We start from the raw sequence: 13,650 nt of genomic DNA, 5'->3' as shown, positions 1-13,650 counted from the left end.
GGCCGGTCACCGGCCCGGCGCGGGTCTCACAGCTCCAGCCAGCGCTGCATGCGGTCGATGAGCTCCTCGGCGTCCACGGGCTTGGTGACGTAGTCGCTGGCCCCCGAGGAGAGGGTCTTCTCGCGGTCGCCGTGCATGGCCTTGGCGGTGACCGCGATGATCGGCAGGTTGGCGAAGCGCGGCATCTCGCGGATCGCGGCCGTCGCGGCGTACCCATCCATCTCGGGCATCATGATGTCCATCAGCACGAGGTCGACGTCGTCGTTGCGCATGAGCACCTCGATGCCCTTGCGGCCGTTCTCGGCGTAGAGCACCTGCATGCCGTGGAGCTCAAGGATGTTGGTCAGCGCGAAGACGTTGCGCACGTCGTCGTCGATCACCAGCACCTTGCGGCCGAGGAGGCCGCTGTCGACCTTCTCGACGGCGCGCGCCACCTCGTCGGGGCTCGCCTGGACCAGGGGCAGGACGTCCCCCGGCCCCTTCGCCGACAGGTGGAGCGTGATGCGCTCGCGCAGCTCGTCGAGGCTGGGCAGGCGCTCCAGCGGCTGGGTGCGCGAGCGGCCCTGCAGCAGGTTCTCCTGGGGGCGGGTGAGCTTGCGGGTGTGGTGGGCGAGCACGGGCAGCGAGCGCAGGGCGACGTCCTCGTCGAGCCTGCGCAGGAACTCCGCCGCCGCGTCGTGGGGCATGCCGAGGTCGAGCACGATGCAGTGGTAGCCGTCGCGGGCCAGCGCGGCGAGCGCGCTCTCGGGGTCGCTGGCGGTGGTCACCCGCACGGGCCCGTGGGTCTCGGACAGGTCGCTCACGACGCTCTGCGCCAGCAGGGACAGCAGCCCGTTCGGCCTGGACTCCACGACGAGCAGGCGGCGGCCCTCCTCATCGCCGCCCGGCTCCGCCGAGGCGGGCACCGGCGGCTCCACCGCCTCGGAGGGAGCCGCGTCGAAGTGATGGGCGCCGTAGCGCGTCGCCGGGACGGCCGCAGGGGCGGGGTCCTCGGAGAAGTGGGTCATCGGCAGGTAGAGGCTGAAGGTGCTGCCCTCGCCGAGGGTGCTCACCGCGCGGATCTCGCCGTTGAACAGCGTGGCGATCTCGCGGCTGATGGACAGGCCGAGGCCGGTGCCGCCGTACTTGCGGCTCGTGGTGCCGTCGGCCTGCTGGAAGGCGTCGAAGATCTGCGAGAGGTTCTCCTCGGCGATGCCGATGCCGGTGTCCACGACGTGGAAGGCGAGGGCCTGCTGCCTCGGACCGGCCGGAAGGTCCATCTCGCCGGCCCGCTCGACGTGGAGCTGGACCGAGCCCGCCTCGGTGAACTTCACCGCGTTGGACAGCAGGTTGCGCAGCACCTGGCGGAGCCGCTGCTCGTCCATCAGGAGCTGGGTCGGGACGTCGGAGCCGACCCTGACGTCGAACCGCAGCCCCTTCTCGGTGGTCAGCGGCCGGAACGTCGCCTCGACGTAGTCGAGGAGCTGGCGGATGTGGAACGGCTCCAGGGTGAGGTCCATCTTGCCGGCCTCGATCTTGGACAGGTCGAGGATGTCGTTGATGAGCTGGAGCAGGTCGGTGCCCGCCGAGTGGATGACGTTGGCGTACTCCACCTGCTTGGCGGTGAGGTTGCGAGCGGGGTTCTGCGCGAGGAGCTGGGCCAGGATCAGCAGCGAGTTGAGCGGGGTGCGCAGCTCGTGGCTCATGTTGGCCAGGAACTCGCTCTTGTACTTCGAGGCGAGCGCGAGCTGCTGGGCGCGGTCCTCCAGCTCCTGGCGGGCCTGCTCGATCTCGCTGTTCTTGGTCTCGATGTCGCGGTTCTGCTGGGCCAGCAGCTCGGCCTTCTCCTCCAGCTCGGCGTTGGACCGCTGGAGCTCCTCCTGGCCGACCTGCAGCTCGGTCGCGAGGCGCTGCGACTCGGTCAGCAGGGCGTCGGTGCGGGCGTTGGCGACGATCGTGTTGACGTTGACGCCGATGGTCTCGACGAGCTGCTCCAGGAAGTCACGGTGGGTCTGCGTGAACCTGTTGAGGCTGGCCAGCTCGATGACGCCGAGGACCTGGTCCTCCACCACGACGGGGAGCACGATCAGGTTGACCGGGCCCGCCTGGCCGAGGCTGGAGGAGATCGTGAGGTACCCCGGGGGGACGTCCTCGACCAGGATGGTGCGCTTGGCCAGCGCGGCCTGGCCGACCAGCGAGTCGCCGAGGGCGTAGCGGCGGGACACCTCCTGGTGGCCGTAGCTGCCGACCACCAGCAGCTCGGTGGCGCTCGGGGTCTCCTCGGCGAGCAGGAAGGTGCCGTGCTGGGCGGAGACCAGGGGCGCCAGCTCGTTCATGACCAGCTCGGCGACGACGGCGAGGTCGCGGTGGCCCTGCATGAGCCCGGAGATGCGGGCCAGGTTGGTCTTCAGCCAGTCTTGCTCCTGGTTCGCCCTCGTGGTCTCCCTGAGCGACTTCACCATGGAGTTGATGTTGTCCTTGAGCTCGGCCACCTCGCCGGAGGCGTCGACGGTGATCGAGCGCGTGAGGTCGCCTGAGGTCACCGCGCTGGTCACCTCGGCGATGGCGCGCACCTGCCGGGTGAGGTTGCCCGCCAGTTCGTTGACGTTCTCGGTGAGCCGCTTCCAGGTGCCGGAGACGCCCTCGACCTCCGCCTGGCCGCCGAGCCTGCCCTCGCTGCCGACCTCGCGGGCGACGCGGGTGACCTCGGCCGCGAACGAGGAGAGCTGGTCGACCATGGTGTTGATCGTGGTCTTCAGCTCCAGGATCTCGCCCCGGGCGTCGACGTCGATCTTCTTGGTCAGGTCGCCCTGGGCGACGGCCGTGGTGACCTGGGCGATGTTGCGGACCTGGCTGGTGAGGTTGTTCGCCATGGAGTTGACGTTGTCGGTGAGGTCCTTCCAGGTGCCGGCGACGTTCGGCACGCGGGCCTGGCCGCCGAGCTGGCCCTCGGTGCCGACCTCGCGGGCCACGCGGGTGACCTCGTCGGCGAAGGCGCTCAGCGTCTCGACCATCGTGTTGATCGTCTGCGCCAGCGCGGCCACCTCGCCCTTGGCCTCGACCGTGATCTTCTGGGAGAGGTCGCCCCTGGCCACCGCGGTCGCCACCTGGGCGATCGACCGCACCTGGCTGGTCAGGTTGGAGCCCATGACGTTGACGTTGTCGGTGAGGTCCTTCCAGGTGCCCGACACGCCCCGTACGGTCGCCTGGCCGCCCAGGTTGCCCTCGGTGCCGACCTCGCGCGCGACGCGGGTGACCTCGTCGGCGAACGCCGAGAGCTGGTCGACCATCGTGTTGATGGTCTCCTTCAGCTCCAGGATCTCACCGCGCGCGTCCACCCGGATCTTCTGCGACAGGTCGCCCTTGGCGACCGCCGTGGTGACCTCGGCGATGCTGCGGACCTGGGCCGTGAGGTTGTCGGCCATGACGTTCACCGACTCGGTGAGCGCTTTCCAGGTGCCGGAGACGCCCTTCACGTCGGCCTGGCCGCCGAGGCGGCCCTCGGTGCCGACCTCGCGCGCGACGCGGGTGACCTCGTCGGCGAAGGAGGAGAGCTGGTCGACCATCGTGTTGAGCGTGTTCTTGAGCTCCAGGATCTCGCCGCGCGCCGAGACGGTGATCTTCTGGGACAGGTCGCCGCGCGCGACGGCCGTGGCGACCTGCGAGATGTTACGGACCTGGTCGGTGAGGTTGCCGGCCATGGAGTTCACCGAGTCGGTCAGGTCGCGCCAGGTGCCCGCGACCTCGGTGACCTGCGCCTGGCCGCCCAGCCGCCCGTCGGTGCCGACCTCGCGGGCGACGCGGGTGACCTCGTCGGCGAAGGAGGAGAGCTGGTCGACCATCGTGTTGATGGTGTTCTTGAGCTCCAGGATCTCGCCGCGCGCCGAGACGGTGATCTTCTGGGACAGGTCGCCCTTGGCGACCGCCGTGGTGACCTGGGCGATGCTGCGGACCTGGTCGGTGAGGTTGCCCGCCATGGCGTTCACCGAGTCGGTGAGGTCCTTCCAGGTGCCGGAGACGCCGGGCACCTCGGCCTGGCCGCCGAGCTGGCCCTCGGTGCCGACCTCGCGGGCCACGCGGGTCACCTCGGAGGTGAACAGCGAGAGCTGGTCGACCATGCCGTTGAAGACGGTCGCGATCTCCTTGTAGAGCCCGTCGCCGTCCTCGGGCAGGCGGGTGCCGAAGTCCCCGTCACGGACCGCGGTGAGCCCCGCCAGCAGCTGCCGCAGGTCGACCTCGGGCCCGCCCGCGCTCCGGGTCGAGCGGCCGCGCTTCGTGCTTACGCTCTCAACCATGTCCACCCTTTTGGGATCCGCGCCAACATCTCGCCAAGCCATCGTATAGACGGGTGCCCAGGAGCGACGACAGCCGGAGCGAACCTGCCGGCGGCCGGCGCGAGGCGGATCAGCCCGGCGTCACGCCGCGACCACGCCGTACGGAGTTCAGCCGTAGAGTGCGTCGATGTCCTTGGCGAAGTCGCGGGCGACCAGGTTGCGCTTGACCTTCAGCGACGGGGTGAGGTGGCCGCTCTCCTCGGTGAAGTCGGTCTCCAGGATGACGAACTTCTTCACCTGCTCGGCCTTGGAGACCTGCGTGTTCGCGTCGTCCACGGCGGCCTGGACGGCGGCGACCACGGCCGGGTCGGAGGTGAGCTCGGCGAGCGAGGCGCCGGACCTGCCGTTGGCGTCCTTCCACTGGTCGAGGGCCTCGGGGTCCAGCGTGACCATGGCCGCGACGAACGGCCGGTCGTCGCCGACCACCATGGCCTGGCTGACCAGGGGGTGGGCGCGGATGCGGTCCTCCAGGGGCGCGGGCGCGACGTTCTTGCCCGCGGCGGTGACGATGAGCTCCTTCTTCCTGCCGGTGATCCGCAGGTAGCCGTCCTTGTCGAGCTCGCCGACGTCGCCGGTGTGGAACCAGCCGGCGGCGTCGACGGCCTCCGCGGTGGCCTGCTCGTTGTTCCAGTAGCCGTCGAAGACGTGGCGGCCCTTGACCAGCACCTCGCCGTCGTCGGCGACGCCGATCGTCACTCCGGGGAGCGGCTTGCCGACGGTGCCGATCTTGTTGGCGCCGGGGATGTTCACGGTCGAGGGGGCGGAGGTCTCTGTCAGCCCCCAGCCCTCGTAGACCTCGATGCCCGCGCCCCTGAAGAAGTCACCGAGCCGCTCGCCGAGGGCCGAGCCACCGGAGACGGCCGCGTTGAGCCGGCCGCCGGTGGCCGCGCGCAGCTTGGCGTACACGAGCTTGTCGAACAGGGCGCGCCTGAGCCGCAGGCCGAGCCCGGCGCCGCCGGAGCCCTCGGCGCGGCTCCACGCGATCGCGGTGTCCACCGCGCGGTGGAAGATCTTGCTCTTGAGCCCTCCTCCGGCGGAGGCCTTCTGCTCGGCGGCGTTGTAGACCTTCTCGAACACGCGCGGCACGCCGAGCAGGAACGTCGGTTTGAACGCCTGGAGGTCGGGGGCGACGTTCTTCATGTTGGGGGTGTGCGCGAGGACGGTGCCGGTCTCGATCAGGACGATCTCGATGAGGCGGGCGAAGCTGTGGGCCAGCGGCAGGAACAGCAGCGCGGCCCGGCCGTCGACCTCGAAGAGCGCCTCCAGCGGCCCCCTGGCGACGTTTTGCGCGGTGAACAGCAGGTTGTCGTGGGTGAGGCGGCAGCCCTTGGGACGGCCCGTCGTGCCCGAGGTGTAGATGATCGTGGCGAGGTCGGGGCCGCCGCGCGAGAGGCGGCGCTCCTTGAGCGTCTCCTCGGGCACGCCGGCGCCGCGCGCGGTCAGCTCGGCGAACCCGCCGCCCTCGATGCGCCAGACCGCGGTGCCCTCGGCGTCGGCGATCGCCTGCCTCACCGTCCGCTCGTGGGACTCGGTCTCGACGATCACGCACTTCGCGCCGCTGTCGGAGACGATCCAGCTCACCTGGTCGGCCGAGGAGGTCTCGTAGATGGGGACGCCCACCGCGCCCGCCGCCCAGATGGCGTAGTCGGCGACCGTCCACTCGTAGCGGGTGCGCGACATGAGCGCCACCCGGTCGCCCGGCTCGACGCCCGCGTCGATCAGGCCCCTGGCCACGCCGGCGACCTGGTCGCGGAACTCGGCGGCGGTGACCGGCGTCCAGGCGTCGCCGGACTTGACGCTGATCACCACGGCGCCGGGCTCCTGGTCGCCGCGCCTGAACACGGTGTCGGCGCAGTTGGCGGATGCCGGTACGTCCACCAGCACGGGAACGCTGTACTCGCGCACGGTCACTCCTCTGGGTGCACGCAGGAAGGCCTTCTCTCACCGAAGGCTTCCTGGACGCTATCGCGTCGTGTTACGCGGGGATAGTCCGTCACTCACCGTTCACAGGCGCCGGTTCACGCTATCAGGGCCGTCCGGCGGGACGGCGCGCCCGGGCCGGGGCGTGTCGCCTCTTGACAGGCAAGCGCTAGGTTGGGTATGCGGCGGGTATTACGATGTCCGTCATGCGGGTCCATGTCATCAGTGACGTCCACGGGCGCGCGGACGCCCTCTCCCGTGCGGGAGAGGGCGCCGACGTGCTCATCTGCCTGGGTGACCTGATCCTCTTCGTCGACTACCACGACCATTCGCAGGGCATCTTCGGCGAGCTGTTCGGCGAGGAGCGGGCGGCGGAGTTCATCGGGCTGCGCACGGCCGGCCGCTTCGAGGAGGCGCGGAGCATGTCCGCCGCGCTGTGGTCCTCGCTCGGCGGCGAGCCGCGCGAGCACATCGAACGGGCCGTCCGCGAGCAGTACGGGCGCATCTTCGCCGCCATGCCCACGCCCGCCTACCTCACCTACGGCAACGTCGACCTGCCCGGCCTGTGGGGCGACTACCTCAGGGACGGCCACCACGTGCTCGACGGCCAGACCGCCGAGATCGGCGGGCTCACCTTCGGGTTCGTGGGAGGCGGCCTGCGCACCCGCTACCGCACCCCCAACGAGGTCGACGACGAGGAGTTCGCCCGCAAGGTGGAGGCGGTCGGCGCCGTCGACGTGCTGTGCTGCCACATCCCGCCCGCCGTCCCCGGCCTGCTGTACGACGTGGTGGCGCGGCGGTTCGAGCGGGGGAGCCAGGCGACGCTGGAGGCGATCAAGGCCACCCAGCCCCGCTACGCCCTGTTCGGCCACGTACACCAGCCGCTGGCCGCGCGCACCCGCATCGGCCGCACCGAATGCGTCAACGTCGGCCATTTCCGTGGCCGGGGCAGCCCCTTCGCCCTCGACCTCTGAGCCCACGCGACTTCGCCGATCGGCCGCGCGGACGTTCGCTCGGCAACGGTGAACGAGTACGGTAAGCCCATGGCTGATCGCACCACGTCCAGCATCACGATCGGCGCCGACCCGTCGGCCATCACGGCGGTCATCGCCGACTTCGCCACCTACCCCGAGTGGGCCGGTCAGGTGAGGTCCGCGGAGGTCCTGTCCGTGGGCGACGACGGGCGCCCGGCGACCGTGCGGTTCGCCCTCGACGCCGGGGTGATCAGCGACGAGTACACGCTGGCCTACCGCTGGCGCGGCGACGAGGCCGTCGACTGGGACATCGCCGAGCCCGGCAAGATGGTCTCCGCGCTCACCGGCAGCTACCGCCTCGCGGGCACGGGCGGGCGCACCGAGGTGACCTACGAGCTGGCCGTGGACCTCAAGGTCCCCATGATCGGCATGATCAAGCGCAAGGCCGAGAAGGTCATCGTCGACACCGCGCTCAAGGGTCTCAAGAAGCGCGTCGAGGGCCGATGAGCGCCGGGACCCCGAGGATCCTGCTCTTCACCGGCAAGGGGGGAGTGGGCAAGACCACCGTCGCCGCGGCCACCGCCACGCTCGCCGCCCGCCGTGGGCTCAAGACGCTCGTGGTCTCCACCGACACCGCCCACTCCCTCGCCGACGCCCTCGGCGTCCCCGGCTCCGGCGAGCCCGCCGAGGCGGCTCCCGGCCTCTACCTCCAGCAGGTCGACACCCAGCGCGCGCTGGAGCGCCACTGGGGCGACCTCCAGGAGTACGCCAGAGGCCTGCTGGCCGAGCTGGGCCTCGACGAGGTCACCTCCGAGGAGCTCACGGTGCTGCCGGGCGCCGAGGAGGTCATCGCCCTGCTGGAGCTGCGCGAGCAGGTGCGCACCGGCCGGTGGGACGTCGTCGTGGTCGACTGCGCCCCGACCGCCGAGACGCTCCGCCTGCTCGCCCTCCCCGAGGCCCTCGACTGGCACGTCAGCCGCCTGCTGCCTGCCGGGCGCAAGCTGATGCGGGCGCTGGCCCCGGTGATCCGCCACGTCGCCCGCCTCAGCGTCCCCGAGGACGGCGTGGTGAGCGCGGGCGAGCGACTGCACGCCGGGCTCATGGGTGTGCGTGAGCTTCTGACCGGCGACAACGCCTCCGTGCGGCTCGTGCTCACCCCCGAGGCGGTCGTGGTGGCCGAGGCCCGCCGCACCTTCACCTCCCTGAGCCTGTACGGCTACCGCGTCGACGCCGTCGTCGCCAACCGGGTGTTCCCCGGCGGCGGTTCCGACGAGTGGCGGCGCGGCTGGGTCGAGGCCCAGTCGAGGCACCTGGCGGCGGTCGGGGAGTCCTTCGCGCCGCTGCCCGTCCACAGGGTGCCCTACCTCCCCGCCGAGCCGGTCGGGCCCGAGGCCCTGGCCGCGCTGGCGGAGGAGCTGTACGGCACGGCCGACCCGTTCGCGCCGCCCACCGGCGAGGCCCCGCTGACCATCCGGTCCGAGGGAGAGGTCCACGAGCTGACCCTCGCCCTGCCGCTCGCGGACAAGAGCGAGGTCGACCTGGCGAGGAAGGGCGACGAGCTGATCGTCACCGCGGGCTCGTACCGCAGGGTCCTCGCGCTGCCCGCCGCGCTCGCCCGCAGATCGGTTCGCGACGCGGCGCTCCGCGACGGCCGCCTCCGGGTACGGTTCGAGGCAGGAGGGGCCTGATGACCGAAACGAACGACACCGACGGCGCCCAGCCCGGCAACGGGCGGGAAGACCGGCGCGAGGCCACCGGCGGGGCCGGTGACCGGCGCGACGCCCAGCGGGGCGTCAGCCGCGACGAGTGGCTGAGAGAACACGATCGGCGCGCGGCGGCCGGTGACGAGCGGCCGGGGCGGCGCGACGAACCGCGCGCCCAGGACGACCGTCCCGACCCCCTGAGCTCGATCACCGGCGAGGCGCGGAAGCTCTTCGACTCGCTGCAGCAGCGAGCGGGGCGCGAGCTCGGCAAGGGCATCGTCAAGGGCGGCGTGAGCGGCCTCGGGCAGGGGCTCGGGCAGGCCTTCGGCGGCGCGAGACGCGAAGCCGGAGACGTGTGGAGCGAGGCGGTGGCCGGGCATGACGACGACGAGTACATCTGCCGGGCCTGCCCCGTCTGCAGGCTGAAGGCCGCGCGGCGCGACGCCGGCGGCGACGTCGCCGACCATCTCATCACCGCGGGCGGCGAGCTTTTCGCCGCGTTCCGCCAGGCGGTCGACGCCATGTCGCGCCCCGCCACGCCGAGGCGCCCCGGCGACACGGACACCCGAGTAGAGCACATCGACCTGGGCTGAGAGCCGGGCGGATTCTCGGGGGGAAGGGATGAGAAATGGCGCTGACGATCGGCGTTGACATCGGTGGTACGAAGATCGCCGCCGGGGTCGTGGACGAGGACGGCCACATCGTGGAGAACCTCCTGCGGCCCACGCCCGCGGACAGCCCCGACAAGGTGGCGGACACGATCGCCGAGGCGGTGCTCGATCTCGCGAGCCGCCACGACGTCGAGGCCGTCGGGCTGGGCGCCGCCGGGTTCGTCGATGAGACGCGGTCGATCGTCCGGTTCGCCCCGAACCTCGCCTGGCGTGAGGAACCCCTGCAGAAGAAGGTCGCCGAGCGGGTCAACCTTCCCGTCGTGGTCGAGAACGACGCCAACGCGATGGCCTGGGGCGAATACCGCTTCGGGGCCGGGCGCGGCGAGAGCCACGTCGTGTGCGTGACCGTCGGCACGGGCATCGGCGGCGGCCTGGTCTTCGGCGGCTCGCTGTACCGGGGCCGGTGGGGCATGGGCGCCGAGATGGGCCACATGCAGGTGGTCCCCGGCGGGCGCCTGTGCGGATGCGGCAACCTCGGATGCTGGGAGCAGTACGCCAGCGGCAACGCCCTGGTCCACGAGGCCAGGGTGATCGCCGCCGCCGAGCCCGACCGCGCCGGCCGCATGCTGGAGCTCGCCGGAGGCTCGGTGTCCGACATCGAGGGCGAGCACGTCACCGAGGCCGCCCGCGAGGGCGACGCCGCGGCCCTGGCCGCCTTCACGAGCATCGCCGAGTGGCTCGGCCACGGCATGGCCGACCTCGCCGCCGTGCTCGACCCGGGCTGTTTCATCCTGGGCGGGGGGGTCTCCCGGGCCGCCGACCTGTGGATCGACCAGGCGCGCACGTCCTTCCTGCGCGCGCTGACCGCCCGCGAGCACCGGCCGCACGCCGACATCCGCCCGGCCGAGCTCGGACCGGCCGCCGGCCTGGTGGGCGCGGCCGATCTCGCCAGGCACCCCTGACGAGCGGCCCGAGACCGGGAACGGGCGCTGAAGCTCCATGGTGATCCGCGTCGGCACCTACAACGTGCGGTCGATGTACGACGACAACGCCGCGCTGGCGCGGGTCATCAGGGCCATGGCGCCGGACGTGCTGTGCGTCCAGGAGGCCCCGCGCCTGCTCCGCTGGCGGAGCAGGCGCGCCGAGCTGGCCCGGTCGTCGGGCCTGCGGGTCGTCGCCGGGCGGCGCTGGGGCGGCGTCGCGGTGCTGGCCGCGCCCGGCACCCGGGTGATCCACGCGGAGGGCCACCTGCTGCGGCCGTTCATGGGGCTGGAGCGGCGCGGGGTCGCCATCGCGGTGGCCGAGTGCGAGGGCGCCAGGATCACCGTCGCGTCCGTCCACCTGGATCTGGTCCCCGGCGCCCGGCTGTGCCACGCGATCGAGATCATGGACCTCGTGGAGGGGGTCGCGGAGCGCTTCGCGGCTCCCATCGTGCTGGCGGGGGACGTCAACGAGCAGGCCGGCGGGGCCGCCTTCGGCTACTTCGCCCGGCGCCTCGCCGACTGCTACCCGCTCGCGCCCCGGGGCGACGGTCTCACGTTCACGGCGAGGGCGCCGGGAAGGCGCCTGGACGTGGTCTTCGCCGCCGCCGGGCTCTCGGTCCTGTCCTGCGGCGGGGTGGACGCCGCCGCCGCCGACCTTCAGGCGGCCACCGACCACCTGCCCGTGGTGGCCGAGCTCCTGGCGGGCTGAGGCCGTCCCTGGGCCGTCGACGGCCGGTCGACGGCCGCGCTGGGTTCAGGTGACCGTTTGGTCAACACTGGGGGACGTGCCACGCGCGGGATGGCAGGACACGTACGATTTGGACATGTCCCGCCGCTTGTCGCGGCGTGCTCTGCCGTTGTGCGTGATGCTGACCGTCGTGCTGACCAGTGCCCTCATCCACGCCACGACCGCAGCGCACGCCCATGCCGACCCGCCTCGTCCAAGTGCCGCCGCGCGCGGCTCGGCGGGCCTGCTCCAGGAGTCGGCGACGGCACGGCTGCAGACCGACGGATCCCTGTCGGACGTGGTGGGACTGTCCAAGTCGAACATCTGGGCGGTCGGGCAGGAGGACGTCTGGGAGGCCTGGCAGAACCGCAGCGTGCTCACCCACTGGGACGGCGGCGCCTGGACCGAGATGGGCATCCGCAACGACGCCTCGAGCGCCGGTCACCTGCGGTCGGTCGCGGCGGCCTCGCCCGGCGAGATCTGGGCGGTCGGCGACGGCCACGACGGCCTGCCGTACGTCGTGCGCGGTGACGGCTCGGCGTTCGACCGGGTCAGCGTGCCGCAGCTCGGCTCGGGCGACTACCTCGGAGGCGTCGCCGCCGTCCCCGGCCGCATGGTCGCCGTGGGCAGCCGGACGAAGAAGGTCCGCGACGAGGTCCGCGGCGTCGAGCAGGAGCGGTTCGCGCTCGTCGCCACCTCCACCGCCAAGGGCTGGACGGCGGTCGAAAGCAAGGTGAAGGGCACCCTGTACGGCGTCGCGCTGACGCGCAAGGGCGACGGGCTGGCGGTCGGGGACGGCGCGACGGGGCCCCTGATCATGCGCCTGTCCGGGAACACGTGGAAGCCGGTGACGGTGCCCTCCATCCAGGGAGGGTTCCTCCGCGACGTCTACATGGACGGGCCGAAGAAGGCGGTCGCCGTGGGAGGCGTCTACCACGACGGAGGGAAGATCGCGCCGCTGATCCTCACGTGGAACGGCAAGCGCTGGAGCCGGGCCTCGGTGCCCGGCCGGTACGCCGAGCTGTACGGGGTCACCGGGGACGGCAAGGGCCACTACTGGGTGTCCGGATTCGACCCCGAGCACGCGAGTGCGGCGTACCTGCTCCGCGGCGGGAGTTCCGGGTGGCGGGTCGTCCGCGGTGCGACCTCCGCCAAGCCGCGCACCATGCGCCTGCAGGCCGTGACGCACGTCGGCGACCTCACGATGGCCGTCGGCCATGTGGTGGACGCCGCCGACCACTACACCGACGTGGTCGAGCGCTTCCAGCCGGACACCTCCAAGAGCGTCGCGACGGTCAAGACGCGAGGCGCTCCGTCGGAGCGTTGAGACCGGTCTGTCCTCGCCGCGGCGGCTCCATGCCGGTGCGGGCGCGGTTGTAGCGAAATAGGAGTGAAGTTGAAGCACGCGGGGTGAGCGTGTCCTCAGCCGGGACGAACCGTCCCCGGCCACGAGGAGCACAGAGAGGCACCCCCCTTATGGACCCCCGCAAGAACCAGCCGTCCCGCCTCGTCGACGAGCCTGTAGCCCTGGCCGCGTCAGGCCGATCCCCGGCCACACGAGCACGCAGGACGCTCGTGCGCGTGGTGACCGCGATCGCCGCCCTCGGCGCCATGATCGTCGCCGGCGCCGTGCCGGCGAGCGCGGCTCCGGCGGGCTACTCCGTGGCCGGCACCGACGTCTCCAACCACGACGGCACGATCAACTGGGGTGACGTCGCGGCCAAGGGCGTGAAGTTCGGCTGGGCGAAAGCCACCGAGGGCCTCGACTTCGTCGACCCGCAATTCAACGCGAACTACCACGGCGCCAAGAACAACGGCGTGTACATCGGGGCGTACGCGTTCGGCCGTCCCGACAAGGGCGTGGGCACGGGCAAAGCTCAGGCCGACTACCTGGTGGACCACGCGCAGTACGTCAACGACGGCAAGACCCTTCCCCTGCAGCTCGACATCGAGTGGCCCTGGTGGACCACGGCCGCTCCGATGTATCCGTGCTACGGGCTGTCCAGCAGCCAGATGGTGACCTGGATCCGCGACTTCGTGAACGAGGTGAAGTCGCGCACCGGCAGGGACGCGGCGATATACACCAACCCCAACTGGTGGAACCAGTGCACGGGCGGCAACGGGTCGTTCTCGGCCAACGCCCTCGAGACGTCCAACTACAGCGGCTCTCCGGGCGCGTTGCCCGCGGGGTGGTCGCGGTTCACAGCCTGGCAGTACGCCGGGTCCTCCAGCAGCCTCCCCGGCTCGCCCACGGTCTTCAACGGCACGCTGAGCGACCTCGCGGCCTTCGCGGGCGGCGGCGGTCTGGGGGTGCTGGAGTACTACTTGTCGGACAGTCTGGATTCCAGTGTCGCGACGCGTCCGGTGATCTATTACGGCAGCAGCCCGCAGATCCCGATCGTGGGTGACTGGAACGGGG

Annotated in this window: 10 protein-coding genes; 8 read left to right on the top strand and 2 right to left on the bottom strand. The window is 71.6% G+C overall.

Features of this window, described 5'->3' with window-relative positions:
• Window positions 1-26 precede the first annotated feature (26 nt).
• On the bottom strand, window positions 27-4,274 hold the full coding sequence (locus tag ACGFIV_RS13715) for a HAMP domain-containing protein (RefSeq protein ID WP_358558355.1): 4,248 nt from the start codon (window positions 4,272-4,274) through the stop codon (window positions 27-29).
• A 147-nt stretch (window positions 4,275-4,421) separates the two neighbouring features.
• Window positions 4,422-6,218, bottom strand: coding sequence for a long-chain fatty acid--CoA ligase (locus ACGFIV_RS13710; protein ID WP_358558353.1), 1,797 nt, complete (start codon window positions 6,216-6,218; stop codon window positions 4,422-4,424).
• A gap of 221 nt (window positions 6,219-6,439) precedes the next feature.
• Here ACGFIV_RS13710 and ACGFIV_RS13705 point away from each other — a divergent pair, with 221 nt between their 5' ends.
• The 8 genes from ACGFIV_RS13705 to ACGFIV_RS13670 form a co-directional block, all read left to right on the top strand.
• Entirely contained in the window at window positions 6,440-7,207 is a 768-nt protein-coding gene (locus tag ACGFIV_RS13705; protein WP_358558351.1) for a metallophosphoesterase, read from the top strand.
• Window positions 7,208-7,276: 69 nt separating this feature from the next.
• Window positions 7,277-7,714, top strand: a complete 438-nt coding sequence (locus ACGFIV_RS13700; protein WP_358558349.1) for an SRPBCC family protein — start codon at window positions 7,277-7,279, stop codon at window positions 7,712-7,714.
• A complete protein-coding gene (locus ACGFIV_RS13695) occupies window positions 7,711-8,895 on the top strand; it encodes an ArsA family ATPase (protein WP_358558347.1) in 1,185 nt (394 codons plus the stop codon). Before ACGFIV_RS13700 ends, ACGFIV_RS13695 begins: the two co-directional genes overlap by 4 nt.
• On the top strand, window positions 8,895-9,503 hold the full coding sequence (locus tag ACGFIV_RS13690) for a hypothetical protein (protein ID WP_358558345.1): 609 nt from the start codon (window positions 8,895-8,897) through the stop codon (window positions 9,501-9,503). Before ACGFIV_RS13695 ends, ACGFIV_RS13690 begins: the two co-directional genes overlap by 1 nt.
• A 35-nt stretch (window positions 9,504-9,538) precedes the next feature.
• Complete coding sequence (locus ACGFIV_RS13685; RefSeq protein ID WP_358558343.1) at window positions 9,539-10,483, top strand: ROK family glucokinase; 945 nt, start codon at window positions 9,539-9,541, stop codon at window positions 10,481-10,483.
• A gap of 37 nt (window positions 10,484-10,520) precedes the next feature.
• Entirely contained in the window at window positions 10,521-11,213 is a 693-nt protein-coding gene (locus tag ACGFIV_RS13680) for an endonuclease/exonuclease/phosphatase family protein (RefSeq protein WP_358558341.1), read from the top strand.
• A gap of 115 nt (window positions 11,214-11,328) precedes the next feature.
• Window positions 11,329-12,558 (top strand): hypothetical protein, encoded by a 1,230-nt coding sequence (locus tag ACGFIV_RS13675; protein ID WP_358558339.1) that lies wholly within the window; start codon window positions 11,329-11,331, stop codon window positions 12,556-12,558.
• Window positions 12,559-12,707: 149 nt separating this feature from the next.
• Window positions 12,708-13,650: GH25 family lysozyme (locus tag ACGFIV_RS13670; protein ID WP_392834705.1), on the top strand; the 943-nt coding region annotated here is incomplete at its 3' end.

It is taken from the genome of Sphaerisporangium sp. NPDC049003 (genome assembly GCF_043197795.1).
GTDB lineage: Bacteria > Actinomycetota > Actinomycetes > Streptosporangiales > Streptosporangiaceae > Sphaerisporangium.
This window is presented reverse-complemented; position numbering and strand designations above follow the sequence as displayed.